The 25,250-nt window shown below is 72.3% G+C and carries 24 protein-coding genes; 13 read left to right on the top strand and 11 right to left on the bottom strand.

The window, feature by feature from the left end:
• Positions 1 to 26 precede the first annotated feature (26 nt).
• On the top strand, positions 27 to 971 hold the full coding sequence (locus AC2YHB_RS14280; protein WP_487354181.1) for a helix-turn-helix transcriptional regulator: 945 nt from the start codon (positions 27 to 29) through the stop codon (positions 969 to 971).
• Here the strand turns inward: AC2YHB_RS14280 and AC2YHB_RS14275 are convergent.
• The 5 genes from AC2YHB_RS14275 to AC2YHB_RS14255 are packed head-to-tail and all read right to left on the bottom strand — an operon-like array spanning position 961 to position 7,150.
• Positions 961 to 2,709: an N-acyl-D-amino-acid deacylase family protein gene (locus tag AC2YHB_RS14275; RefSeq protein ID WP_487354180.1), complete on the bottom strand. Its 1,749-nt coding sequence runs from the start codon at positions 2,707 to 2,709 to the stop codon at positions 961 to 963. The two genes, AC2YHB_RS14280 and AC2YHB_RS14275, sit on opposite strands and share 11 nt — an antisense overlap.
• On the bottom strand, positions 2,706 to 4,295 hold the full coding sequence (locus AC2YHB_RS14270) for an AMP-binding protein (protein WP_487354179.1): 1,590 nt from the start codon (positions 4,293 to 4,295) through the stop codon (positions 2,706 to 2,708). The genes AC2YHB_RS14275 and AC2YHB_RS14270 overlap by 4 nt, the downstream gene beginning before the upstream one ends.
• Positions 4,288 to 5,199: an alpha/beta hydrolase gene (locus AC2YHB_RS14265; RefSeq protein WP_487354178.1), complete on the bottom strand. Its 912-nt coding sequence runs from the start codon at positions 5,197 to 5,199 to the stop codon at positions 4,288 to 4,290. Before AC2YHB_RS14265 ends, AC2YHB_RS14270 begins: the two co-directional genes overlap by 8 nt.
• Positions 5,196 to 5,825 carry a TetR/AcrR family transcriptional regulator gene (locus AC2YHB_RS14260; RefSeq protein ID WP_051931601.1) on the bottom strand — a complete coding sequence of 210 codons (630 nt, stop codon included), beginning with the start codon at positions 5,823 to 5,825 and terminating at the stop codon, positions 5,196 to 5,198. The genes AC2YHB_RS14265 and AC2YHB_RS14260 overlap by 4 nt, the downstream gene beginning before the upstream one ends.
• On the bottom strand, positions 5,822 to 7,150 hold the full coding sequence (locus AC2YHB_RS14255) for a flavin-containing monooxygenase (protein ID WP_487354177.1): 1,329 nt from the start codon (positions 7,148 to 7,150) through the stop codon (positions 5,822 to 5,824). Before AC2YHB_RS14255 ends, AC2YHB_RS14260 begins: the two co-directional genes overlap by 4 nt.
• Before the next feature lie 143 nt (positions 7,151 to 7,293).
• On the opposite strand from AC2YHB_RS14255, the gene AC2YHB_RS14250 reads away from it, so the two are divergent.
• The 3 genes from AC2YHB_RS14250 (at position 7,294) to AC2YHB_RS14240 (ending at position 9,477) form a co-directional block, all read left to right on the top strand.
• Positions 7,294 to 8,022 (top strand): SDR family NAD(P)-dependent oxidoreductase, encoded by a 729-nt coding sequence (locus tag AC2YHB_RS14250; protein WP_487354176.1) that lies wholly within the window; start codon positions 7,294 to 7,296, stop codon positions 8,020 to 8,022.
• A complete protein-coding gene (locus tag AC2YHB_RS14245) occupies positions 8,019 to 8,837 on the top strand; it encodes an SDR family NAD(P)-dependent oxidoreductase (RefSeq protein WP_487354175.1) in 819 nt (272 codons plus the stop codon). Before AC2YHB_RS14250 ends, AC2YHB_RS14245 begins: the two co-directional genes overlap by 4 nt.
• A 64-nt stretch (positions 8,838 to 8,901) precedes the next feature.
• On the top strand, positions 8,902 to 9,477 hold the full coding sequence (locus tag AC2YHB_RS14240; RefSeq protein WP_487354174.1) for a VanZ family protein: 576 nt from the start codon (positions 8,902 to 8,904) through the stop codon (positions 9,475 to 9,477).
• Here the strand turns inward: AC2YHB_RS14240 and AC2YHB_RS14235 are convergent.
• Positions 9,460 to 9,900: an SRPBCC family protein gene (locus AC2YHB_RS14235; protein WP_179647807.1), complete on the bottom strand. Its 441-nt coding sequence runs from the start codon at positions 9,898 to 9,900 to the stop codon at positions 9,460 to 9,462. The two genes, AC2YHB_RS14240 and AC2YHB_RS14235, sit on opposite strands and share 18 nt — an antisense overlap.
• Before the next feature lie 70 nt (positions 9,901 to 9,970).
• Between AC2YHB_RS14235 and AC2YHB_RS14230 the strand changes: the two genes are divergently transcribed.
• Both AC2YHB_RS14230 and AC2YHB_RS14225 read left to right on the top strand, forming a co-directional pair.
• Entirely contained in the window at positions 9,971 to 10,354 is a 384-nt protein-coding gene (locus tag AC2YHB_RS14230; RefSeq protein WP_036541761.1) for a MerR family transcriptional regulator, read from the top strand.
• Positions 10,355 to 10,388: 34 nt separating this feature from the next.
• On the top strand, positions 10,389 to 11,378 hold the full coding sequence (locus tag AC2YHB_RS14225) for an aldo/keto reductase (protein ID WP_487354173.1): 990 nt from the start codon (positions 10,389 to 10,391) through the stop codon (positions 11,376 to 11,378).
• A 31-nt stretch (positions 11,379 to 11,409) separates the two neighbouring features.
• Here AC2YHB_RS14225 and AC2YHB_RS14220 read toward each other — a convergent pair whose 3' ends face one another.
• Positions 11,410 to 13,674, bottom strand: coding sequence for an FdhF/YdeP family oxidoreductase (locus AC2YHB_RS14220; protein ID WP_487354172.1), 2,265 nt, complete (start codon positions 13,672 to 13,674; stop codon positions 11,410 to 11,412).
• A 106-nt stretch (positions 13,675 to 13,780) separates the two neighbouring features.
• Between AC2YHB_RS14220 and AC2YHB_RS14215 the strand changes: the two genes are divergently transcribed.
• On the top strand, positions 13,781 to 15,457 hold the full coding sequence (locus AC2YHB_RS14215; protein WP_487354171.1) for a phospho-sugar mutase: 1,677 nt from the start codon (positions 13,781 to 13,783) through the stop codon (positions 15,455 to 15,457).
• 3 nt (positions 15,458 to 15,460) lie between these two features.
• Here the strand turns inward: AC2YHB_RS14215 and AC2YHB_RS14210 are convergent, their stop codons facing one another.
• Positions 15,461 to 16,021: a hypothetical protein gene (locus AC2YHB_RS14210; protein ID WP_179647810.1), complete on the bottom strand. Its 561-nt coding sequence runs from the start codon at positions 16,019 to 16,021 to the stop codon at positions 15,461 to 15,463.
• Positions 16,022 to 16,044: 23 nt separating this feature from the next.
• On the opposite strand from AC2YHB_RS14210, the gene deoC reads away from it, so the two are divergent.
• Genes deoC through AC2YHB_RS14190 form a run of 4 tightly spaced genes read left to right on the top strand, consistent with a single transcriptional unit; the run spans position 16,045 to position 19,616 of the window.
• Entirely contained in the window at positions 16,045 to 17,028 is a 984-nt protein-coding gene (gene deoC / locus AC2YHB_RS14205) for a deoxyribose-phosphate aldolase (protein WP_051931603.1), read from the top strand.
• A gap of 12 nt (positions 17,029 to 17,040) precedes the next feature.
• Positions 17,041 to 18,477 (top strand): aldehyde dehydrogenase family protein, encoded by a 1,437-nt coding sequence (locus AC2YHB_RS14200; protein WP_179647811.1) that lies wholly within the window; start codon positions 17,041 to 17,043, stop codon positions 18,475 to 18,477.
• Positions 18,477 to 19,346 (top strand): aldehyde dehydrogenase family protein, encoded by an 870-nt coding sequence (locus tag AC2YHB_RS14195; protein ID WP_036541773.1) that lies wholly within the window; start codon positions 18,477 to 18,479, stop codon positions 19,344 to 19,346. The genes AC2YHB_RS14200 and AC2YHB_RS14195 overlap by 1 nt, the downstream gene beginning before the upstream one ends.
• 3 nt (positions 19,347 to 19,349) lie before the next feature.
• A complete protein-coding gene (locus tag AC2YHB_RS14190) occupies positions 19,350 to 19,616 on the top strand; it encodes a hypothetical protein (RefSeq protein ID WP_487354170.1) in 267 nt (88 codons plus the stop codon).
• Positions 19,617 to 19,670: 54 nt separating this feature from the next.
• Here the strand turns inward: AC2YHB_RS14190 and AC2YHB_RS14185 are convergent, their stop codons facing one another.
• From AC2YHB_RS14185 to AC2YHB_RS14175, 3 genes are all read right to left on the bottom strand, one after another.
• On the bottom strand, positions 19,671 to 20,963 hold the full coding sequence (locus AC2YHB_RS14185) for an HNH endonuclease signature motif containing protein (protein ID WP_487354169.1): 1,293 nt from the start codon (positions 20,961 to 20,963) through the stop codon (positions 19,671 to 19,673).
• Positions 20,964 to 21,269: 306 nt separating this feature from the next.
• The gene (locus tag AC2YHB_RS14180) at positions 21,270 to 22,463 is read right to left on the bottom strand and encodes a dipeptidase (RefSeq protein ID WP_487354168.1); all 1,194 of its coding nucleotides are present in this window, start codon (positions 22,461 to 22,463) and stop codon (positions 21,270 to 21,272) included.
• Between the two features lie 33 nt (positions 22,464 to 22,496).
• Positions 22,497 to 24,032, bottom strand: a complete 1,536-nt coding sequence (locus AC2YHB_RS14175; protein ID WP_487354167.1) for a serine/threonine-protein kinase — start codon at positions 24,030 to 24,032, stop codon at positions 22,497 to 22,499.
• A 78-nt stretch (positions 24,033 to 24,110) separates the two neighbouring features.
• Here AC2YHB_RS14175 and AC2YHB_RS14170 point away from each other — a divergent pair, with 78 nt between their 5' ends.
• The gene (locus tag AC2YHB_RS14170; protein WP_487354166.1) at positions 24,111 to 24,743 is read left to right on the top strand and encodes an AAA family ATPase; all 633 of its coding nucleotides are present in this window, start codon (positions 24,111 to 24,113) and stop codon (positions 24,741 to 24,743) included.
• On the top strand, positions 24,727 to 25,245 hold the full coding sequence (locus AC2YHB_RS14165) for a hypothetical protein (protein ID WP_036541789.1): 519 nt from the start codon (positions 24,727 to 24,729) through the stop codon (positions 25,243 to 25,245). Before AC2YHB_RS14170 ends, AC2YHB_RS14165 begins: the two co-directional genes overlap by 17 nt.
• Positions 25,246 to 25,250 lie beyond the last annotated feature (5 nt).

Below are 25,250 nucleotides of genomic sequence, written 5' to 3'. Positions count from 1 at the left end.
CCTGATTCCGATCTAATCTCGGAGACATGTCGACGAGCGCCCGGATGCTCCGCCTCCTGTCCCTCCTCCAGACCCACCGGTTCTGGACCGGCGGCGAGCTCGCCGGGCGGCTGGAGGTCTCCGAGCGCACGCTGCGCCGCGACGTGGAGCGCCTGCGCGACCTCGGGTACGACGTCGACGCGGTCCGCGGGGCCGCCGGCGGCTACCAGCTGCGGGCCGGCGGGGCGATGGCCCCGCTGCTGCTCGAGGAGGACGAGGCGGTCGCGGTCGCGGTCGGCCTGCGCGCCGCGGCCAACGGCGGCGTCCCCGGCTTCGAGGACACCACGCTGCAGGCGCTCACCAAGGTGATCGCGCTGATGCCGCCGCGGCTGCGCCGGCGGATGGCCGCCCTGCAGACGCAGACCGAGGGCATGGCCTGGGCCGGCGGGCCGGTCCTCGACCCCGCCGTGCTGACCACGCTGGCCCAGGCCTGCCGGGACGACGAGGCGGTCTCGTTCGCCTACACGGCCGCCGACGGCAGCGCCACCGTGCGGCGGGTGGAGCCGCACCGCCTCGTCAACCTGGGGCGGCGGTGGTACCTGGCGGCGTACGACCGCGACCGGCAGGACTGGCGCTCCTTCCGGGTCGACCGGGTGGAGGGCACGCCCACGACCTCGGGCCAGCGGTTCCGCCCGCGGGAGATCCCGGGCGGCGATGCGGCGGCGTACGTCAGCCAGGGCCTGCGCACCCGGCCGCGCCAGCACCGGGTCGTCGTCACGATGGCCGTGCCCGCGGCGACGGCCGAGGCGAGCGTCGCGCGGTGGGCGAGCATCGAGCCGCTCGGCGAGGACCGCTGCCGGATGACGATGGACACCGACACCCTGGACTGGCCGGTGCTGGTCCTCGCCGGCCTGGACTGCGACTTCGAGGTGGAGGCGCCGGACGAGTTGCGCGCGCTGCTCGCCCGGTTCGCCGCCCGGATCAGCCGGTAGCCCGCAGGAAGCTCCCGGTACGACGGGCGCCGACCACGTCGGTCGGCAGGCCGTCGGCCACGACCAGCTCCCCGCCGACGAGCACCGCGGCGACCGTGGCGTCGTTGCGGTTGACCATCCGCGAGAGGTTGCCGAAGGCCGGGACCGGCGCCTCGGCGTACTCGTCGAGCGACGCGTCGAGGCGCTCGGGGTCGATCACGACGAGGTCGGCCCGGTCGCCGACGCGCAGGTGCCCGGCATCGAGGCCGTACCAGTCGGCGAGCTCCCCGGTCAGCCGGTGCACGGCGTGCTCGACGCTCATGAAGGGCCGCGGCGTCGACTCCGCGTCGCGGACCCGCCGCAGCAGCCGCAGGCCGAAGTTGTAGAAGGCCATGTTGCGCAGGTGCGCGCCAGCGTCGGAGAAGCCGAGCTGCACACCCGGGTCCGCCGTGAGCTTGTCGAGCACCTTCGGCCGGTGGTTGGAGATCGTCGTGCGCCAGCGCACCTTCTCGCCGTGCTCCACGACGAGGTCGAGGAAGGCGTCGACGGGGTGGATCCCGCCCCGCTCGACACCGACCTGGCCGAAGGTCCTGCCCACGACGTCGGCGTCGGGGCACTCGGTGATCTCGGCGTCGAAGAAGTCGCGGTGCCACACACGGGGCCCGTACTTCTTGTCGTAGTCCTTGCGGAACCAGCGGCGGTAGTCCTCGTCGGCGAGCAGCGCCCGCTGCTCCTCGATCTGGTTCGACAGGTGCAGGGCGGCAGCGCCCGAGCCGAACTCCTCGAAGACGGGCAGCGCGATGCCGTCGGAGTAGACCTCGAAGGGCACCGGCAGGTGCTGGAAGCGCAGGTCGCCGCCGCAGCGGTTCACCGTGCGGGCGATCAGTGGGAACAGGTGCGCGACCATCGGGATCGCCTTGATGTCGGCGGCCGACAGCAGGCTCACCTTGAGCGCGGGCTTGCGGCCCCAGCCGGCGCTGCTGAACGCCATCCGGGCCAGGCTCTGCGGCTTCGCGACGTCGGGTCCGCCCTGCAGCGCGCGCCCCCTCCTGCGCAGGACCCGGTTCAGGCGCCGCCGCTCCTTGCCCTTCGCGTACGTCGACGGCAGGGTCCGCGAGCGGCAGGTCTCCCCGTCCAGCTTGTCGAACATCAGCTCCTGCGAGGACATCCCGATGAAGCCCTCGTCGAGCGCATCGACCAGGTCCGCCTCCATCCGGGCCAGCTCGGCCGCGGTCGGCCTCACCGCGGGGTCGGTGGAGCGGGCCAGCCCCATCCGCGCGGAGCGGATGTCGGAGTGGCCGATGAACGCGGCGACGTTGGGGCCGAGCGGCAGCTGCTCCAGCGCGGCGACGTACTCCCCCGCGGTGGTCCAGGTCTTCAGCTGCTCGAGCGCGCCGACGACGTAGGGGCGCGGGATCGCCTCGACGCGGCCGAACAGGTCGCCGGCGTCCTCGGGCGCGGCGTGCACGGTGGAGAGCGAGCAGGACCCGAGGAAGGTCGTGGTGATGCCGTGGCGCAGCGACTCCGACAGGCCGGGCTGGACGAGCACCTCGACGTCGTAGTGCGTGTGGATGTCGACCATGCCCGGCAGCACCCAGTGCCCGGTGGCGTCGATGACCCGCGGGCAGCCGGTCTCGTCGAGGGGCTCCTCGCTGACCGCGACCACGCGGCCGGCACGGATCCCGAGGTGGCGCACCGCGGACGGCGCGCCCGTCCCGTCGAACCAGCGGCCGCCGCGGACGATCGTGTCGAAGCTCATGCGTCGCTCCTGACCAGCTCGGCGTAGTGGTGGTCCCGCTCGCCCCGCGACCAGAGCAGGTCGTCGGTGTCGAGGGCCTGGGCCCGCAGCTCACGCTTGAGCACCTTGTTGGTCGCCGTGCTCGGCAGGGCGGCGGCGATCCGCACGTGCCGCGGCCACGCCTTCGGCGACAGGTCGGGCTGCTGGGCCAGGAACGCCGCGAAGTCCTCCGGCGCGAGCGAGGCCCCGTCGCGCAGCACCAGCGCACACATCACCTGGTCGCCGACCCGCTCGTCGGCGACGGCGTACACGGCCGCCTGGGAGATCGCGGGGTGCCGCAGCAACAACTGCTCGACGGGCGCGGCGGCGAGGTTCTCGCCGTCGACGCGGAGCCAGTCGTCGGTGCGGCCGGCGAGGAAGACGAAGCCGTCCTCGTCGCGGTAGGCGAGGTCGCCGGACCAGTACATCCCTCCGTCCAGCCGCTCCGCCGTCGCCCGCTGGTCGTTGTAGTAGCCGGCGAAGAAGCCCGCACCCTGGGTGTTGACCAGCTCACCGACGGCCTGGTCGAGGTTCGTCACACGCCCGTCCGCGTCCCGCACCGCGCGCGGGCACTCCTGCCGGGTGAGCCTGTCGTAGACCGCCACCCCGTCGAAGGGGACGCCGATCGAGCCGGCCGGGGTGTCCTCGGTGCGGGTGATGATCACCGCCGACTCGGTCGAGCCGAAGCCGTCCCAGACCGAGCAGCCGAAGCGCGCCGCGAACTCGCGGATGTCGCGGTCGGAGGCCTCGTTGCCGAACGCGAACCGCAATGGGTTGTCCGCGTCGTCGGGGCGCTCGGGCGTGGCCAGCACGTAGGCGAGCGGCTTGCCGACGTAGTTGAGGTAGGTCGCCCCGTAGCGCCGGACGTCGTCGATGAAGTGCCGCGCGGAGAACTCCGCGAGGGCCAAGGCAGCGCCGGAGGCCGCACTCACCGCGAAGCCCGCCATCACCGCATTGCTGTGGAACAACGGCATCGAGCAGTAGACGACGTCGGTGGCGTCGAGGCCGTACTTGTCGACGAGCACGCTGCCCGCCATGACGACCATGAAGTTCGCGACCTGCACGGCCTTCGGCTCACCGCTCGTGCCCGAGGTGAAGATGAGCATGAAGGTGTCCGTCGTCGAGGCCACCCGGAAGCCGTCGGTCGTCGTCGGCGCGGCCGCGACCTTCTCCCGCCAGTCCGGCCGGTCGGTGTCGACGACGACCGCGCCACCGAGGTCGAGACCCTCCAGCAGCGGCAGGTGGGCCCCGTCGGTGAGCAGCACCCGGCAGTCGGCCCGTCGTACGTCGGCGGCCAGCGCCTCGCCGCGGCGGGTCCGGTTGATGCCGACCGTGACGTGCCCAGCGACCGCACCGGCGGCGATGGCGAACGCCATCTCGGCGCTGTTGGGCAGCAGGACGCCGACGTGGAGCGGGTCGCCGTCGCGGGCGAGCGCGTGCAGCACGTGCGCGCGGGCGGCGCTCCCCGCGACGACCTCGCGCCAGGTCCACGTGTCGTCGCCGTGCCGGAAGCCGGGGGTGTCGCGGTCGGCGTGCGCGAGCAGCAGGCCCTGGACGGTGTCAGCCATTGACCGGCTCCAGCTCGGGTGCGGGCACGGAGACGTGGCGGCGCAGGAAGTGGAGCGCGTGCTCGAGGGCCGCCTCGTGGAAGGGCTTGCCGGCGAACAGGTCGAAGTGGTCGCCCGGGTAGTGCCGGACCTCGGCCCGGCCCGCGAAGGCCGCCTTCATCGCGGCCTGCAGCGGGGCGCTCCGGTCGAAGTCGGCGACCTGCACCAGCCACGGCACCTCCAGCGACGCCGCGGCCTTCGCGGGCGCGCGGGTGCCGAGCTCCAGGACCACGTCGGCCGCGATCTCGTTGCGCCAGGTCGGACCCGCGATCGAGAGGTAGTCCTCGTAGGCGCCCTCCAGCGTCAGCGCGCCGGGCTCACCGGGGCGGGCCACGACGGGGATCATCGAGGGACCGCGGCCGGCCCTGCGTCGTACGGCGCTCGCGAGGCCGCGACCTGTCGACGCCAACAGCTGACCGGGCGCGTGGTGCTTCGTCGCGAGCCTGGCCGCCGCCAGCCCGTCCACCATGGGTACGACGGACACCACCGCCGCGACGTCGTCCCGCTCGGCAGCGGCGGAGACGACGTGGCCGCCCCCGAGCGAGACGCCCCACAGCACGACACGACCCGCGTCGACACCGGGCAGGCGCTTCGCGGCGTCGACCGCCGCGTGGAGATCGGCGACCTGGCCGGCGAGCGAGACGACCTGGCGCGGCGAGCCGTCGCTCGCGCCGAAGCCGCGGTAGTCGAAGGTGACCGCGTGCAGCCCGGCCGCCGCGAAGGCCTCGGCGAACGGGAACATCCCGGCGTCCTGGGTGCCGGCCAGGCCGTGCGCGAGGACGACGACCGGCGCGCCGTCGGCACCGGTGAAGTGGGTCGCGGCGCAGCGCACGCCCGCCGAGGTGAAGTCGAAGGTGGTGCTCATCGCGTGCTCCCGTAGATGCTCTGGATCCAGATGTGGGTGATCGCGTCGATGTGGGCCTCGCGCTCGGGCCCGACGCCCATCGCGTGCCGCTCGACGGCGTGGTCGTTGAGGTCGAGGAGGACGGCGGCGAGCACGTGCGCGTCGCCGCCCGCGGGCGCGTGCCCGACGGCCCGCTCGCGCTCGATCATCTCCGCGGTCATCTCCGCGAACTCGGCACGGCCGGCCTCCCACAGCTCGCGCACCGCGGGGCTGGTGGCGCGCGCCTCGAGGAGGGCGCGGTAGGTGTGCGGGGTGCGGTCGACCGAGTCGAAGAGGGTCGCGACGACCGTGCGGATCCGGGCCCGGGGCTCGCCCTCGGCCTTGACCAGCAGGTCGGTCGCGTCCGACGCGTCGTCGTACAGCTCGGCCATGAGGGCCAGGACCGCGGTCGCCTTGCTCTCGAAGTAGAAGTAGAACGCCGAGCGCGTCACGCCGGCGCGGCGCGAGATCTCCGCGACGTTGACCTCCTCGAGGGTCTGCTCGCGGAGCAGCTCGTCGAGGGCCTCCAGCAGGGCCGCCCGACGCTGGTCGCCCCGGTTGACGCTGCGCCGGTCGACCATCCGTGCCCAGAGCCGCTCGTCGCTCATCGCGCGGCCCCCTGGCCCGCCCGGGCGAGTCCGGCCGGGATCTCCTTGACCCGCAGGTCGTGCTCGTAGATGAAGTAGTCGAGCTGCTGGGTGTGCCGCGCGGTCTGGACCATGTGGCCGGTGTACTTCTGCGTGTCCTCGTCGATCACCCGCTCCATCTCCGCGACCGGTGGCGTCGCGTAGCGGCCGACCAGCCAGGCCGCGACCATCCGGGTCTGGCACTCGACGAACGGGAACAGCGTCGGCGTCGCCTGCGCGAAGCCGATGAAGGCGAGGTCGTCGAAGCCCGGCTTGAAGACCCGCTTGTAGAGGCGGATCTCGTTGTCGGGCGCGCTGATCAGCTCGGGGTCGAAGAAGGGGAAGGTGATGTTGTAGCCGGTCGCGTAGATGATCACGTCGAAGTCCGCGCTCGTGCCGTCCTCGAAGTGGACGGTCTCCCCGTCGAGGCGGGTGACATTGCCCTTCGGGGTGACGTCACCGGACTTCAGCCGCAGGGGCAGCTCACCGGACTGCGTCGGGTGCGCCTCGAAGAACTTGTGGTTGGGCGCGGGCAGGCCGTAGAGCGTGGGGTTCGAGGCAGTGAGGACCTGGCCCATCTGCATCAGCTTGCGCTGCCACGCCAGCGGGAGGTGCGGCGTGGTGCGGAAGTTCATGTCCGCCGCCTTGCCGTACATCAGCTTCGGCACGATCCACGCACTGCTGCGCGTGGACAGGGTGACCTGGTTGCGCATCGCCTTCTGCGACAGCTCGACGGTGATGTCCGCGGCACTGTTGCCGATCCCGACCACGAGGATCCGCTTGTCCATCAGGTGCAGGGGCGTCCACGGGTCGATGTAGGCGTGGGAGTGGATCGTCTCGCCGGTGAACTCGCCGGGGAACTCCGCGAAGCGGGGGTCCCAGTGGTGGCCGTTCGCGACGAGGAGCACGTCGAACGGACGCGTGCGGCCGGCCTGGTCGGTGATGTCCCAGCCGCCGCCGGGGCGGCGCTCGGCGCTGACCACGCCGTTCTCGAACTCGATGCGCCGGCGGATGTCGAAGGCGTCCGCGTAGGCGTCGAGGTAGTCCTTGATCTGGGTGTGGTGAGGGAAGTCGGGGTAGCTGTCCGGCATCGGGAAGTCCCGGAAGGACAGCTGGTGCTTCGAGGTGTCGATGTGCAGCGAGCGGTAGGCGCTGCTGTGCCCGTTCGGGTTCCCGAAGGCCCAGTTGCCACCGACCCGGTCCGACGACTCGAAGGTCGTGAACTCCAGGCCGTAGTCGGCGAGCATCTTGCTCATCGTGAGGCCGCTGATGCCCGCGCCGATCACGGCGACGGTGGGACCACTCATCGGTACTTCCTTCCGGTGGGGCTCCGGGCGGAGCCTCGACGAAGCCTTGACAAAGCCAGGTGACGGGCGTCACGTTAAGCCTGTCATTTGACACGTGTCAACAGATTCAGACGAATGTCAGCAACGAGTCAGCGGAGGGCAGCATGCAGGTAACCGTCGTCATCGGAGGCGCCTCGGGCATCGGGGCGGCCACCGCCCGGGTGCTGGCGGAGGCCGGTCACGAGGCGGTCGTCGCCGACCTGCCGGGCACGCCTGCGGACACCTTCGTGGACGTGACCGACGAGACCTCGGTGGCGGCGCTGCTCGACCAGGTGGTGGCCGACCACGGCGCGTTCCACGGCGTCGTCAACTGCGCCGGCGTGAGCACCCTGGCCCGGGTCGTCGACCACGACGCGGCCGAGTGGCGACGGGTCGTCGACGTCTGCCTCACCGGCGCCTTCCTCGTCCTCAAGCACGCCGGCCAGCGGGTGGCCGACGGCGGCTCCCTGGTGTCGCTGTCCTCGCTCAACGCACGGCAGCCGGGCACGGGGCTGGCGGCGTACTGCGCGGCGAAGGCGGGCCTGGTCGCGCTGACCGAGGTCACCGCGCTCGAGCTCGGGCCGCGCGGCGTACGGGTCAACGCGGTCGCCCCCGGCCTGGTGGTCACGCCGCTGACTGCGCCGGCGATGGACATCCCCGGCGTGCGCGACGACTACCTCGACAACACGGCGCTGGGGCGCTCGGGCGAGCCGGACGAGGTCGCCGCCGCGATCCGCTTCCTGCTGTCCGACGACTCGCGCTGGATCACCGGCGAGACGCTCGACATCAACGGCGGCGCCCACCTGAAGCGCTATCCCGATCTGGTCGGCCTCGTCGAGAAGGCCTTCGCATGAGCACCCTCGCCGGCCGCACCGCCATCGTCACCGGGGGCGGCTCCGGCATCGGCGCCGCGCTGACCCGTGCCCTGGTCCGTGAGGGCGCGCACGTCCTCTGCGCGGACCTCGACCTCGCGGCCGCGGAGTCCGTCGCCGCCGGCGTCTCCGGACCCGGTACGGCGACCCCGCGCCAGGTCGACGTGACCTCGGCGCAGGACCTCGTGGACGCCGTGGACGCCGTCGTCGCCGAGCACGGTCGGCTCGACCTGATGTTCAACAACGCCGGCATCACCTTCCTCGGGAACACCGAGGACCTGACGCTCGAGCAGTGGAACGCGATCATCGACGTGAACGTACGCGGCGTCGTGCACGGCGTGCATGCGGCGTACCCGCGGATGATCGCGCAGGGCGGCGGGCACATCGTGAACACCGCGTCGATGGGCGGGCTGATGGCCGCCGGCCTGATGACGTCGTACGTCACGACCAAGCACGCGGTCGTCGGGCTGTCCCTCGCCCTGCGCACCGAGGCCGCGGCCCACGGCGTCGGCGTCACCGTCGTGTGCCCCGCGGCCGTCGACACCCCGATCCTCGACAAGGGCGAGATCGGGCGGTTCAAGGGTCGCGACTTGTACCTCGAGGGGCAGGGCGTCAAGCACCCCGTCGACCCCGACGTGCTCGCGCGGCGGGTGCTCGCGGCGGTCGCCGACGACGAGGCGTACGTCGTCGAGCCGCGCCAGGCGCGGATCGCGTGGCGCGTCGGCCGGCTCTCCCCCACCTTCGTCAACAAGATGGCGACGAGGTTCATCGCGAAGCAGCGCGCGCAGGCCGGCTGAGCCGCGATCGGCGGGCCGGCGTCGAATCGGTGGCGTTGGGCCGGGGTCGATAGCCTCTGGCCCCATGGTCGGGTTCGGGGGCACCGGGGTGATGCTGCTCGGCGTCGTCGTCGCGGGTGCCGCTTGCGGCCTGCTGGGCCTGCTCCTGGTCCGCCCGCTCGGCTGGGTCTCGGCGGCCGCGATCGCGGGCTTCGTGTGGTCGGTCGCGGTGATCGGTCTGGTCACCCTCGTGCCCGCCGAGGCCAACCCCGGCATCGTCCCGGCCGAGGGCCGGTTGACCTCCTGCTCGTGGGACATCGGCGGGCCGGCACCCGACGGCTTCTGGATCTTCCAGTCCGGCCAGCGGGCGCTCAACACGGTGCTCTTCGTGCCGGCCGGCGCCCTGCTCGTGCTGGCCGTGGGCCGCTGGCGGGCCGGCTGGCTGCTCGCGCCCCTGGGCGTGGCCGCGTTGGCCGGCTACTCCGTGGTGATCGAGAAGACGCAGCTCGAGCTCGCCCGGATCGACCGCGCCTGCGACGTCACCGACATCATCGACAACTCCACGGGCGCCGCGCTCGGCGCCCTCATCGGGCTCGTCCTGCTCGTGGTGCTCCAGCCCTGGCGGCACCGGCGGCGCCAGCTCTCAGGCACCCACCACTGACAGGCGCCGGGCGAGGCCGTCGCGACAGCCCGCCATCATCCGGGCGTGGTTCCAGGCCAGCACCGGCCTGCCGGCGTACGACGCCAGCGCGAGCAGGCCGTGGACGACGACCTCCTGCCGGAACTCCAGCCGGGTGCCCGTCGCCGTCGGCGTGAGCCCGAACCGGGCGTAGCCGTCGAGGTCACCGCTCAGCGCGACCTCCACGACCGGCGGCGTCCGCGAGACCGCGTCGAGGACGAGGTCGAGGGTGTAGGGCAGCGCCGAGCGGCAGCGCACCCAGGCCGTGTCCGGCCCGAGCTTCGCGACCGCACGCACCTGCGGCCACCACCGCGGGTAGTGCTCCAGGTCCGTGAGCACGCCCGCCACGTCGTCGACGGACGCGGCGACCTCCCAGGCGTCGGCGAACTCGTAGGCGCGGACCACGCGTCCATCATGCCGTGGTCGTCCGTGGCGGCCTTGACCTGGAGCACGCTCCAAGGGGGAAGATCAGGACATGACGGGACTGACCATCGCCGAGGCGTCCGGCCAGCTCGGCCTGAGCGCCGACACGCTGCGCTACTACGAGAAGGACGGGCTGCTGCTGCGCCCGGTCCCCCGCTCGTCCAGCGGGCACCGGCAGTACGACGAGCCCGACCTGCGCTGGATCAAGCTGGTGACCTGCCTGCGCGCCACCGGCATGCCGATCCGCGACGTCCGTCGCTACGCCGCGCTCGTGCGCGAGGGCGACGGCAACGAGGAGGAGCGGCTCGCGCTGCTGCACGCCCACCGCGAGAGCGTGCTGCGCGAGCTCGCCGAGGTCACCGCCCACCTGGGCGCGATCGACCACAAGATCGGCATCTACGAGCACAAGCTGGAATTGCTCGAGCAGAGCGCTTGACCTGGAGCGCGCTCCAAGGAGTTGGCTGGTGGTCATGACGATCCCCACCCGCACCCTCGGTACGACGTCCCCCCTCACCGTCTCCGCCCTCGGCCTCGGCTGCATGGGCATGTCGGAGTTCTACGGCTCCCCCGACGAGGTTGGCGGCATCGCGACCATCCACCGCGCGCTCGACCTCGGTGTCACCTTCCTCGACACCGCGGACATGTACGGCCCGTTCACCAACGAGCGCCTCGTCGGCAAGGCGCTGGCCGGGCGCCGCGACGGCGTCCAGCTCGCGACGAAGTTCGGCAACGAGCGGCTGCCCGACGGCACCCGCCTCGGCGTCAACGGTCGCCCGGAGTACGTCCGCAAGGCCGCCGACGCCTCCCTGGAGCGGCTCGGCGTCGACCACATCGACCTCTACTACCAGCACCGCGTCGACAAGACCGTGCCGATCGAGGAGACCGTCGGCGCGATGAAGGAGCTGGTCGAGGCCGGCAAGGTCCGCCACCTCGGGCTGTCCGAGGCGTCGCCGGAGACCATCCGCCGCGCGCACGCCGTGCACCCGATCACCGCGCTGCAGACCGAGTACTCGCTCTTCACCCGCGACCTCGAGGACGAGATCCTGCCGACCCTGCGCGAGCTGGGCATCGGCCTGGTCCCCTACTCCCCGCTCGGCCGTGGGCTGCTGACGGGTGCGATCGGCGCGACCCCCGACACCGGCGACAGCCGCGCGACGGCGTACTTCCCGCGCTTCCAGGGCGACAACCTCGCCACCAACCTCGCGCTGGTCGACAGGATCAAGCAGCTCGCGGCGGAGCACGGCTGCACGCCCGGCCAGCTCGCCCTGGCGTGGGTGCTCGCCCAGGGCGAGGACATCGCCCCGATCCCGGGCACGAAGCGGGTGCGCTACCTGGAGGAGAACGTCGGCGCGGTCGCCGTCGAGCTCACCGCCGACGACCTGGCCGCCCTCGAGGCCGCGGTGCCGCGCGACGCCGTCGCCGGTGAGCGGTACGGCGACATGAGCACCATCGACGCCTGAGGATCGCGAGGATCCCGAGGAGCCCGAGGAGTCAGCGTGCGGGTGCGATCCGCACCCGCACGTTCTTCATCAGCGGCTGGTCGCTCTGCTCGCTGTAGTCGCCGGCGCCGATGAGCACGTTCATCTCCGGCATGTAGCCGGCGGCGCTGCCGCGGGGCAGGTCGTAGCGCAGTGCCGTGTAGTTGCGCAGCTCGCGCGTCGACCCGTCCTTGCAGGTGGCGACGATGTCGACGAGCCCGCCCTGCTCGATGCCGCGCGCCTTCATGTCGTCCTTGTGCAGGAGGAGCAGGGTGCGCAGGTTCTTCACGCCGCGGTAGCGGTCGTCGTCGGAGTAGATCGTGGTGTTCCACTGGTCGTGGGAGCGCATGGTCTGGAGCACGAGCACGTCGGGGTCGTCGGGGACCACGTCGGTCAGCGGCGCCGACGAGAACTCCGCGCGGCCCGACGGCGTCTGGAAGACGAGCTCGCGGGCCGGCTGCTTGAGCCGGAAGCCGAGCGGCAGCCGGACCCGCCGGTTGAAGTCCTCGAAGCCGATCAGCGCCTTCGCCATCGTGTCGCGGATCCGGTCGTAGTCGTCGACGTACCACTCCCACGGCGTCGCGCTGTCCGGCAGCGCCGCCCTCGCCATCCCGGCGATGATCGCCGGCTCGGACAGCAGGTGCGGCGACGGCGGCCTCCGCCTGCCGCGCGAGAGGTGCACCATGCTCATCGAGTCCTCGACGGAGGTCTCCATGAGCCCGTGCTTCTGCTGGTCCTTCTCGGTGCGCGCCAGGCAGGGCAGGATCAGCGCCTTGCGGCCGTGGACGAGGTGGCTGCGGTTGAGCTTGGTGCTCACCTGGACGGTCAGCTCGCAGCTGCGCAGCCCCGCCGCCGTGTACGGCGTGTCGGGAGCCGCCATGACGAAGTTGCCGCCCATGCCGACGAACACCTTCACGGTGCCGTCGTGCATGCCGGCGATCGTGGAGACCGTGTCGCGTCCGTGCTCGCGCGGCGCGGTGATCCCGGTGGCCGCGTCGAGCCGGTCGAGGAACTCCGGCGAGGGCCGGTGGTCGATGCCGCAGGTCCGGTTGCCCTGCACGTTGCTGTGCCCACGGACCGGGGACGGACCGGCGCCCTCGCGGCCGAGGTTGCCGCGCAGCAGGAGCACGTTGACGATCTCGCGGATCGCGTCGGGACCGTGCTCGTGCTGGGTGACCCCGAGGCACCAGCTGATCAGGGTCCGGTCGGACTCGGAGTAGATCCGCGCCGCCTTGCGGATCTCCTTCTCCTTCAGCCCCGACTGCTCGACCAGCTCGGACCACGGCGTCGCCTCGACGACGGCCCGGTAGTCCTCGAAGCCGTGCGTGTAGCGCTCGATGAACTCCATGTCGAGCGCCTTGGGGTCGGAGCGGTACTCCTCCAGGAGCGCCTTGGCCATCCCGCGCATCAGCGCCATGTCCCCGCCGGGACGGACCTGCAGGTTGAGGGTTCCGGTGCGCGTGGCCTTGAACAGCGCCATGTCGACCATCTCGTGCGGGATGATCGCCTTGCGCGACGCGGCCTCGATGAGCGGGTTGACGTGCACGATCTGCGCGCCGCGGTCGAACGCCTCGGTGAGCGCGGTCAGCATCCGCGGCGCGTTCGACGCCGCGTTGACGCCCATGATGAAGAGCGCGTCGGCGGCCTCCCAGTCCTTGAGATCCGCCGTCCCCTTGCCCGTGCCGAGCGAGGCCTGCAGCGCCCGGCCGGACGCCTCGTGACACATGTTCGAGCAGTCGGGCAGGTTGTTGGTGCCGAGCTCCCGCGCCATGAGCTGGTAGAGGAAGGTGGCCTCGTTGCCGAGCCGGCCGGAGGTGTAGAAGGCCGCCTGGTCGGGGCTGTCGAGGGCACGCAGCTCCGCACCGACGAGGGCGAACGCCTCGGCCCAGCCGATCGGGACGTACTTGTCCGACTCCGCGTCGTAGACCATCGGCTCGGTCAGCCGGCCCTGGTCCTCGAGGGCGAAGTCCGACCAGCCCTCCAGCTCGGTGACCGTGTGCTGCGCGAAGAACTCGCGGCCGACGCGCTTCGAGGTCATCTCCCAGACGACGTGCTTGATGCCGTTCTCGCAGATGTCGAGCTTCAGGCCCTTGAGATCGTCGGGCCAGGCGCAGCCCGGACAGTCGAAGCCGTCGTTCTCGTGGTTCATGCGGAACATCGCGGCGCTCCCCCGGCCGAACGCGTGCTCCTTCGCGAGCACCTTGTTCACCGAGATCGCGGCACCCCAGCCTGCTGCGGGGTGGTGGTAGTCCTTCTGCGACCAGCTCTCGTCCGCCATGGTGCGAACCTAGTCCGGAGGGCACGTCGCGCGACAGAGCGTCACGGACAATCGCCGGGCGTCGGGTTGGGCGCGGTGCACTGGCCGGGGCGGCTACCGTGGCCCGGTGACCACGCCCGACACCGACGTCCTGATCACCCGGGCCCAGGCCTGGCTCGCCGAGGACCCCGACGAGCACACCCGCGACGAGCTGACCCGCGTGGTCGCCGCCGTCCAGGCCGGGGACGCGGATGCGCGCGACGACCTCGCCGACCGGTTCCGGGGCACGCTCGAGTTCGGCACCGCGGGTCTGCGTGGCGCGCTCGGTGCGGGGCCGAACCGGATGAACCGCGTCGTCGTCATCCGCGCCGCGGCCGGCCTGGCGTCGTACCTCCTGCAGGAGGGGACGGACCCGGGCACCCCCGTCGTCATCGGGTACGACGCCCGCCACAACTCCGACGTCTTCGCGCGTGACACGGCCGAGGTCATGGCGGGCGCCGGGCTCAAGCCGCTGCTCCTGCCGCGGCCGCTCCCCACCCCCCTGCTGGCGTTCGCCATCCGCGAGCTCGGGTGCGCCGCCGGCGTGATGGTCACCGCCAGCCACAACCCGCCGCAGGACAACGGCTACAAGGTCTACCTCGGCGACGGCAGCCAGATCGTGCCGCCCGCCGACAGCGGCATCGCCGAGCGGATCGCCGCCGTCGGCAACCTCGCCTCCGTGCGGCGGGTGCCGCTCGACACGACCGGCGGTCGGGTGCTCGACGAGGGCATCGTCGACGCCTACCTCGACACGGTCGCCGCGATCGCGGGCGACGGCCCGCGCGACCTCGCGATCGTCTACACCCCGCTCCACGGCGTGGGCGGCGGCGCCCTGCCGGCGGTGCTGGAGACCGCCGGCTTCTCCGCCCCGACGATCGTCGCCGAGCAGGAGCAGCCGGACCCCGACTTCCCGACGGTCGCCTTCCCCAACCCGGAGGAGCCCGGCGCCATCGACCGCGCGGTCGCCCTGGCCCAGCGCACCGGCGCCGACCTGGTGGTCGCCAACGACCCCGACGCCGACCGGTGCGCGCTGGCCGTGCCCGATGCCGGCGCCGACGGTGGGTGGCGGATGCTGCGCGGCGACGAGGTCGGCGCGCTGCTGGCCGACCACCTGCTCAAGGCCGGCCGCGCCGGGGTCTACGCCACCTCGATCGTGTCGTCGTCCCTGCTCGGCACGATGGCGAGGGCCGCGGGCCAGCGCTACGCCGAGACCCTCACCGGCTTCAAGTGGATCGGCCGCCTGCCCGACCTGGTCTTCGGCTACGAGGAGGCGCTGGGCTACTGCGTCGACCCGACCCATGTCGCCGACAAGGACGGGGTCTCGGCGGCGCTGATGCTCTGCGAGATCGCCGCCGAGGCGAAGGCCGCCGGCCGCTCGCTCACCGACCTGCTCGACGACATCGCGGTCGCGCACGGGCTGCACGCCACGGACCAGCTGTCGGTGCGGGTCACCGACCTGTCGCTGATCGCGGCCGCGATGGAGCGGCTGCGCACGCAGCCGCCGGCCGTGCTCGGCGGCTCCGAGGTCACCGCCGCCGACGACCTCACCCGGGGCTCCGCCGACCTCCCGCCGACCGACGGCCTGCGCTACCGCACCGCCGACGGCAGCCGGGTCGTCGTCCGACCGAGCGGCACGGAGCCGAAGCTCAAGTGCTATCTGGAGGTCGTCGTCCCGGTCGTCGACGGCGTCGACGGTGCCCGCGAGGTCGCCACGGCCAAGCTCGCCGCGCTGCGCGCGGACATCGCGGCCGCAGCGGGGATCTGACGGTCAGCCGACGAGCAGGGCGACGAGGGTCGCGACCCCGAGCACGGCCAGCGCCACGATCTCGGGCAGCGCCCAGACCCGGCGCACCTCACCGCGTTCGGTGAACGCGTCGTGCGGCTTCATCCGCCGCCGTACCTTCTCCTCGACCAGCCAGCCGACCGAGTGCTCCTCGGGCCGCGCGCCCGGGCCGGCCTTCGCGTCGCGGTTGATGGTGAGCCGGCTGCGCCCGAAGCCGCTGCCGACGAACCGGTCCTCGTCGACCACGACGACGGTCATCTGGTTGATCTGCACCGAGGTGATGCGGGCGAAGGGGATGAACCGGCTGTGCAGCACGTTGCGCAGCTCCACCTCGTCGCGGTGCAGGAGGACCGCCGGCCGCAGCAGGACCGCCCAGACCAGCACGCCCGCGAAAAGGAGCGCGGGATAGGCCCAGGGCGCGAAGCCGTCGCGGTCCGACACCAGTCCGTAGCCCAGCATCGCCGCCACCGCGACCAGCCCGACCACACCCGAGACCAGCCCGCCCGAGCTGTACCGCTCGGCCTTCTCGCCACCTTCGCTCTGCACCCTGCGAACTCTATGCTGGGCCAATGCCGACCTCCGCCCCCACCGATCCCGTTCCGGGACTCGCGGCGTACTCCGAAGTGACGGCCAGCGACGCCTCGCTGCGCCGGTTCCTCCACGGCCTGCCCGGTGTCGACCAGGTCGGCGCGGAGGCCCGCGCCGCCGGGCTCGGGACCCGCTCGATCAAGACCACCGCCAAGGCGTGGGCGCTCGACCTCGCGATCCGGATGGTCGACCTCACCACGCTCGAGGGCCAGGACACCCCCGGCAAGGTCCGCGCGCTCGCCAACAAGGCGCTGCGGCCCGACCCCGCCGACCCGACCTGCCCGTCGGTCGCCGCCGTCTGCGTCTACGGCGACCTGGTCGGCGAGGTGAAGGCGATCGTCGGCGACCAGGTCAACGTCGCGGCCGTCGCCACCGCGTTCCCGAGCGGCCGCGCGTCGATGGACGTCAAGCTCGCCGACACCCGCGACGCCGTCGCCAACGGTGCCGACGAGATCGACATGGTGATCGACCGCGGGGCCTTCCTCGCCGGGCGCTACCTGCAGGTCTTCGAGGAGATCGTCGCCACCCGGGAGGCCTGCGTGCGTCCCGACGGCACGCACGCCCACCTCAAGGTGATCTTCGAGACCGGTGAGCTGCAGACCTACGACAACGTCCGCCGCGCCTCGTGGCTGGCGATGCTCGCCGGCACCGACTTCATCAAGACCTCCACCGGCAAGGTGCAGCCGGCCGCGACCCTGCCGGTCACCCTGGTGATGCTCGAAGCCGTCCGCGACTTCCGCGAGGCCACCGGCGTCCAGATCGGCGTCAAGCCGGCCGGCGGCATCCGCACCGCCAAGGACGCGATCAAGTACCTCGTCATGGTCAACGAGATCGCCGGCGACGACTGGCTCGACCCGGACTGGTTCCGCTTCGGCGCCTCGACGCTGCTCAACGACCTGCTGATGCAGCGCACGAAGATGACCACCGGCCGCTACAGCGGCCCCGACTACTTCACCCTGGACTGAGGGACTCAGACAATGGCGTTCGAGTACGCACCGGCTCCGGAGTCGCGGAGCATCGTCGACATCAAGCCGTCCTACGGACTGTTCATCGACGGAGAGTTCGTCGACGGGCGGGGCTCGTCGTTCAAGACGATCAACCCGGCCACCGAGGAGACCCTCGCCGAGATCGCGGAGGCGTCCGACGCCGACGTCGACCTCGCCGTTCGCGCTGCCCGACGGGCCTTCCGGGGCTGGTCGCGGCTCTCCGGCAAGGAGCGGGCGAAGTACCTCTTCCGGATCGCCCGGATCATCCAGGAGCGCGGCCGTGAGCTCGCCGTCCTGGAGTCCATCGACAACGGCAAGCCGATCAAGGAGAGCCGCGACGTCGACGTCCCGATCGTCGCCGCGCACTTCTTCTACTACGCCGGGTGGGCGGACAAGCTGGAGTACGCGGGCCTCGGACCCGCCCCCCAGCCGCTGGGCGTCGCCGGGCAGGTCATCCCGTGGAACTTTCCGCTGCTGATGCTGGCGTGGAAGGTCGCGCCCGCGCTGGCGTGCGGCAACACGGTCGTCCTCAAGCCGGCCGAGACCACTCCCCTGACGGCTCTGCTCTTCGCCGAGATCTGCCAGCAGGCCGACCTCCCGCCGGGTGTCGTCAACATCGTGACCGGCGCCGGGGCGACCGGCCAGGCCGTCGTCGCGCACCCGGACGTCGACAAGGTCGCCTTCACCGGCTCCACCGCCGTCGGCAAGGCGATCGCCCGCGCGATCGCCGGCACCGACAAGAAGGCCACCCTCGAGCTCGGCGGCAAGGCCGCCAACATCGTCTTCGACGACGCCCCCATCGACCAGGCGGTCGAGGGCATCGTGGGCGGCATCTTCTTCAACCAGGGCCACGTCTGCTGCGCCGGCTCCCGCCTCCTGGTGCAGGAGTCGGTCGCCGACGAGGTGCTCGCGAAGCTCAAGCGCCGGATGGGCACGCTGCGCGTCGGCGACCCCCTGGACAAGAACACCGACATCGGCGCGATCAACTCGGCCGAGCAGCTGGCCCGGATCCGGGAGCTCTCCGAGATCGGCGAGTCCGAGGGTGCCGAGCGCTGGTCGCCCGCCTGCGACCTGCCCTCGTCGGGCTTCTGGTTCCCGCCGACGATCTTCACCGGCGTCACCCAGGCCCACCGGATCGCCCGCGAGGAGGTCTTCGGACCGGTCCTGTCGGTGCTCACCTTCCGCACGCCTGCCGAGGCGATCGAGAAGGCCAACAACACGCCCTACGGCCTCTCCGCCGGCGTGTGGACCGAGAAGGGCTCGCGCATCCTGCACATGGCCTCGCAGCTGCGGGCCGGCGTGGTGTGGGCCAACACGTTCAACAAGTTCGACCCGGCCAGCCCCTTCGGTGGCTACAAGGAGTCCGGCTACGGCCGCGAGGGCGGACGTCAGGGTCTCGCCGCCTACCTCAAGGGAGCTGACCTCTGATGGCCCGCATCGACGTGCGCAAGACCTACAAGCTCTACATCGGCGGCGCGTTCCCGCGCTCCGAGTCGGGCCACTCCTACGAGGTGACCGACAGCAAGGGGAAGTTCGTGGCCAACGCCGCCCTCGCCTCCCGCAAGGACGTCCGCGACGCCGTCGTCGCCGCCCGCAAGGCCTTCGGGTCGTGGTCGGGCCGCACGGCCTACAACCGCGGGCAGATCCTCTACCGGATCGCCGAGGTCATGGAGGACCGCCGCCCGCAGTTCGAGGAGGCCGTGCGGCAGTCCGAGGGCGGTACGGCCGCCGCCGCCCGCGCGCAGGTGGACGCCGCCGTCGACCGCCTCGTCTGGTACGCCGGCTGGGCCGACAAGCTCGCCCAGGTCGTCGGCAACGCCAACCCGGTCGCGGGTCCGTTCTTCAACCACTCCGCCCCCGAGCCCACCGGCGTCGTGGGCGTCCTCGCCCCGCAGGGCTCCTCGCTGCTCGGGCTGGTGTCCGTGGTCGCCCCCGTGATCGTCACCGGCAACGTCGCGGTCGTCGTGTCGTCGTACACGCGTCCGCTGCCGGCGGTCACCTTCTCCGAGGTGCTCGCGACCTCCGACGTCCCCGGTGGTGTCGTCAACATCCTGACCGGCGACGCCGCGACCCTCGGGCCGTGGCTCGCCGCGCACATGGACGTCAACGCCATCGACCTCGCCGGTGTCGCGGGCTCGGCCGAGCTCGCGACCTCCCTGGAGGTCGCGGCCGCCGACAACCTCAAGCGGGTACGACGCGCGCCCGACGTCGAGCCGGACTGGTCGGCCGACCCCGGCCTCGGCGCGATGACGGCCTTCGTCGAGACGAAGACCGTCTGGCACCCGATCGGGATCTGAGGCATGGGCTTCTGGTCCCTGCGCCCCGAGACCGGTCTGGGATGGGCGCTCTGGTCGGCCTGTCTGGCCGTCCAGCTGCTGGCGGTCGTGGCCATCGTCCGGGAGGTCCGCGGGCGGAGGATCAACGGCTGGGACGTCGTGGCGCTGCTCTTCGTGACCGTCGGCGGTCCCGGCCCGGCGCTCGCCTTCCTGGCGGTGCACGCCTTCCTCGAACGCCGCGCCATCCGCAAGGAGCGGGACGCCATCGCGCGCACAGCCCGAGCGCACTGACACCCGGACATGCCACAGGCCCCGGCGGGTCTGGCGGGGTGTGGGGCGTGGTGGTCAGTAGCCGTCGAGGATCGTGGTGCCGGCGGGGCCGACGTGGAAGTGGTGGCCGTGGGGGCTGGTCCACAGGTAGTGGCCGGGCTGGATCACGAGGTAGCGCCATTGGCTGTGGGTCTTGGCGCGGTGGTGCCTGCGGCAGAGGGGGACGAGGTTGCAGGGGCAGGTCTTGCCGCCATCTGCGTGGGGTTGGGCGTGGTCGAGGTCGCAGCGGACCGCTTGTTGGGGGCAGTTGGGGAACCGGCAGGTGTGGTCGCGGAGCCGGACGCGTCGCTGGTGGCGGTCGGGGATCTCGTAGGAGTCGACCGGAACGCAGTCGGCCAGGTTGATCACCGGTCGCACGATCACGGTCGTGCCGGGGACCTGCAGCCACTCCTTCACCTGAGCGACGGCGACGGGTGATCTGGTCTCCTCACACCGCCCCACCGTGTTGTCGCCGGTGAAGGCGGTGTCGGTGATGTGGACGTTCAACTCCACCCGACGTCCGGGGGCTTGGGCGATGACCTCGCCGGTGGTCTCGTCGGCGATCAGCAGGTCGAGGGCGAGGTCACGGCGGGCGATCGCACCGACCGCCTTCGCCCGCCGGACGTCGAGGCTGGACTCGTCGCCGAGTTGGCCCCGCAGCGCTGCTTCCCGGGAGATGGCTTGGTTGAAGTCGTGGCCGTCGGCCGCGTCGAGGTACGCGTCGAGGTGCACGCCGCCGCGCTCATCGGTGTCGGTGATGTTGCAGTGACGGTGCTCGTTCGCGGCCTGCCGCTCGGCCTCGGCGCGTTCGGGGTCGAACCGCAGGATCGCCTCGGTCACAAGACGTTCGAGCTGCGCCCAGCCGACCCCGCCGACGGCGGCGTTGAGGTGCCGGTCCACGAACTCCGCCGCCTGCTCGGGAAGGGAGCGGGTGAGGTCGGCGATCCTCTGAGCCCGCCACGGCGTGACCCGGCCCTCGAGGACGGCGGCGTAGAGAAGCGGGAGGCGCCAGGCGCACTCGATGACCTGCCCGACATACGACCGGCCACCGTCAGGTGAGCGGCCGAGCACCGCGATCAGCTCCATCAGCTGGAACTCCGACACGAGCGGGGCACCCGGGCCGGCGATCGGGACACCGGTGTCGAGGTAGCCCTCGGTCAACGTCGCGGCACCCTCGGGACTGTCGACGATGTTGGCCTCAGCCCAGGCGACGATGTTCATCCACTCCCGGATCAGGAGGTGGTCACGGACCTCGGCGTCGTCAGCGATCCACGACAGCAACGACGCTGTCGAGACCGCCGTCGCGGTGCCGCTGGTTCCGAGATCCATGACTGGATTCTCCCATCGACCTCCGACACAACGAAGCGACGGAAAACCGCCTGTGGACAGGGGAAACTCCATCCGGGGCATGTGCAGAACAAGTGGCGCAACGAGTGATCACGAGGCTGCCGGACCGCACCCGACCGCGCGACCCAGCCCCGCACCCACGCCGCTCGTCGCTGCGCTTGAAGACCCGACCACAGGGAAACCGAAAGCCACAGCACGTGCACCGGAGCCAGGGGTCTCGAGACGGTCGCTGCGCGACCTCCTCGACCACCGAGGTCGCTGCGCGACCTCCTCGACCACCGGCCGAGGTCACTCCGCCGGCAGCACCGCCCGCAGCACCCGCAGCGTGTTGCCACCCATGATCGCGGCGATCTCCGTGTCGTCGTACCCGCGGTCGACGAGCTCCTGGGTGATGGCGGCGAGGTGGGTGGTGTCCCAGCCCACGGTGGTCGCGCCGTCGTAGTCGCTGCCGAGCGCGGCGGTCTCGACGCCGGCGATCTCGACGACGTGGTCGATGGCGTCCACGACCGCGTCGACGGTCAGGTCGCAGACGGCGGCGTCCCAGTAGCCGACGCCGACCACCCCGTCGGTCGCGGCGACGCCACGGACCTCCTCGTCGGTGAGGTTGCGGTTGACGTCGCAGGTGGCCTGTACGCCGCCGTGGGACAGCACCACCGGCTTCGTGGCCAGGTCGAGCATCTCGGCGACGGCCTCGTGGCTGGCGTGCGCGATGTCGACGACGATGCCGCGCTTCTCCATCTCGGCGAACACCTCGCGGCCGAGGTCGGTCAGCCCGCCCTTGTCCTCACCGTGCATGGACCCGGCGACCTCGTTGTCGAAGAAGTGGGTGAAGCCGGCCATCCGCATGCCTGCGTCGTAGAGCTTGTCGAGGTTGTCGATGTCGCCCTCGAGGTTGTGCAGGCCCTCCACGGAGAAGAGCGCCCCGGTGACCTGCTCGCCGTCGACGCGGTCCGCGATCAGCCGGTCGAGGTCGGCCCGGGAGCGGATCAGGCGCAGCGCACCGTCGGAGTCGTCGGCGGCGTTGCGCAGCTTCTCGGCGTGGTAGAGCGAGCGCTCCAGCAGCGAGCCCCAGGTGCGGAAGGGCTGGAGCTGCGCGATGGCCAGCAGGGTGATGTTGTCGCCGGCGTCGGTGGGGTTGCTGTCGTAGTTCTGCCCCTTCGGCGACTTCGACACCGACGAGAAGACCTGGAGCGCGACGTTGCCGTCCTCGAGCCGCGGCAGGTCCATGTGCCCGCGGTCGCCACGGTCGAGGAGGTCGCGGTCCCACATGAGCGTGTCGGAGTGCATGTCGACGACCTGCAGCGAGTCGTGCAGCCGCTGGGTGTCGGCGGTGACCTCGGGGAGCTCGGCGGGCTCGATCCGGTTCCGCATCCGCTCGATCTTGCCGGGCGCATAGCTGAAGAAGGCGACCGCCAGCACGACGACGAGGGCCAGCAGGGACAGACCGGTGATCTTCACCCGGCGGCGGTTGATCCAGCTCACCCGCGGACGCTACCAACGCGACGAGGGTGCAGCTCAGCCGCCACGGCGGACCTCACCGATCACGGCGGCGCACAGCTCCTCGACGTCCGACGCGAACCCGTCGGCACCGGCCGCGTCGTCGGCCGTCGCGAGCGCCCGGGTGCCGCCGCAGGCCAGCGCCTGGTCGGCCGTGGTGGCCACCAGCACGACCCGGACGACGCCGGGGTGCACCGGCTTCCTCGGGATCGCGACCGGCGGCGCGGCGCAGGTGAAGGCGGCGTCGTACCCGTGCGGCTCGAGGTCGTGGCACTGTGCCGCGTACGACGCCTGCCAGGTCGCCCCCGCCTGTCGCAGCGCGTCCTGGCCGGACCCGTCGAGCAGCCCGCGCAGGCGCTCGGCCGTGGTCACGCCGGACGCCTCGAGGTCGGCCTTCGCGCCGACCGAGATGCTGACGACGGTCCCGGACGCGCCCCCTCCCCACCAGCACGACGCGGACGCACGCGCGCCGGCCGCCGCACCCGTCGGCGCACCCTGCGCCCCCGACGAGTCGAAGCTGGACCGGGTGTCGGAGCCGGCGACGTCGGCCACGGCGTCCCCGAGCTCGTTGCAGAACTGGTCGGTCCGGAAGTACGACGGCCTCGGCGGCGCCCCGTCGTCCAGCACCGCGACCGCCGCGGCAGCCCCACCCGCGACCACCGCGGCCGCGGCCACCCCCACGAGCACGCGCCGACCACGGCGGGCCCGGCGGGGCGGTTCGGCCGGGGGCGGCGCGGGTGCGAGGGCGACGACTGGGGGCACCGAGGGCGCCGCGAGCGCGGCCAGTCCCGCCTCGGTCCACCAGGTCGTCCCGTAGGCGCGCTTCGCGGCCCGGCCGAGCGCGTTGAGGAGGGCGTGCGCGTCGGACTGGCGGTCGGCGGGCACCTTCGACAGCGCCTTGCCCAGGACCGTGCGCAGCGTGGCGTCGACCGCCTTGAGGTGCCGCTTCTGCTCGGAGAGCGGCTGCCCGGTCAGCAGGTGCACGAGGAGCGCCGCGACGGCGTACACGTCGGCGACGCGGGTCGTCGCGGAGCCGGGGTGGTGCACGGCCTCGGGGGCCAGGTAGGCGGGATCCGGCCGGCCGATCGCGAAGTCGGTCAGGCGCACCCGGCCGTCGCTGCCGAGCAGCACGGCCGACGGCGAGATCCGCCCGTGCACGACCCCGTGCTCGTGCGCGTGGGCGAGACCCTGGAGCACGCCGTGGGCGACGCCGAGCACCTGCCCCACGATGAGCGCCTGGCCACGATCGAGCACGTCGGCGAGGGTGGCGCCCTCCACCCGCTCCGTCACGAGGTACGACGCCGGGGAGCCCTCGGCGAGCCCCCGGACGCCCACGAGGTGGGCATCGGCGAGCCCCACCAGCGCCCCGACCCGGCCCGCGAGCGCCTCGGCCTCGTCGGCAGCGAGGCGGCGCAGCGCCACGGTCTCATCGTCACCCGTGCGGTGCCCCTCGAACAGGACCCCCGCGGGGTCGGCGCCGATCCGGCCGGTGACCTCGTAGCCGCTGACGTCCGGAGCGGTCTCCGGCTCCTGCGACTCCGTGTCGTGGCCCATGGTCCGATCCTGCCGTGCGCGGGGGCCCGCCGCTGCGGAATCCGCGATGCCCGTGGCGCTGCGGCAGAATGGACCCCCATGACCGCCCGTGTGATCGTCCTCGCCGGTCCGTCGGGCTCGGGCAAGTCGCGGCTCGCGGAGCGGCTGCAGAGGGCCCACGGCTGGCCCACCCTCCGCCTCGACGACTTCTACCGCGACGGCGACGAGCCGGGCCTCCCGACCATCACCACGGGCAAGAACGCCGGGCTCGTCGACTGGGACCACCCCGGCACGTGGCACCACGAGGACGCGCTGGCCGCGCTGCGCTCGCTGTGCACCACCGGTGCGGCCGACATCCCGGTCTACTCGATCGCGGAGAGCCGCCGCACGGGCTCCCAGCACCTCGACCTCGGCGGCGCCACCCGCTTCTGCGCGGAGGGCATCTTCGCCGCGGAGATCGTCGAGGAGTGCCGCGCGCACGGGCTGCTGGCGGCGGCGTACTGCATCACGCAGCACCCGATGGTGACCTTCTGGCGCCGGCTGACCCGCGACCTGCGCGAGCACCGCAAGCCGCCCCTGGTGCTCGTCCGCCGCGGTCTGGCCTTGGCCCGCGAGCAGCGGCAGGTCGTGCGCCGCGCCGTGGCCGTCGGCTGCAGGGTCGCGAGCGGCGAGCGCGCCTTCGCCGAGCTCGGCTCCCCCTCGACGGAGGACGACCATGCGGTGGCCCGCTGACCTCACGCCGCACGCCCTGAAGCAGCCCGACCAGGTCAGCTGCGGCGCCGCCTCGGTCGTCGCCGCGCGGGTCCTGCTGACGCCCTGGCGTCCCGGCGACGCCGAGACCGACATCCGCGAGGAGCACCGGCTGCTCACGTCGAGCCGCAGCCCCCGCGACCGCTTCCAGCTGCCCTGGCCGCGCCGCTTCGGTACGCCGCCGTGGGCGGTCGCCAACGCGCTGCGTGCCCTGACCGGCCAGCGGATCGCGACCGTCAACGCACGCCCGCGCCCGGTGATCGGCTACGAGGTGCTGCGGGAGAGCCTCGCCACCCGCCCGGTAGCCGTCTACGTCGGCAGCCGCTGGCTCCCCCGCCACGTCGCGCTGGCCGTGCGGGCGGTCGACGACGCGGTCGAGGTCTTCGACCCCGCCGCCGGCGCGGTGCTCACCATCGGGAAGGCCCGCTGGACCGGCCACCAGGTCGGCATCGGCGGCTGGAGCCACTTCTGGTTCGTGGTCTGAGGCTG

This window comes from Nocardioides sp. SRI_004, assembly GCF_057586415.1.
Note: the sequence above shows the minus strand (reverse complement) of the source record. Positions and strands in the feature narration are given on the sequence as shown.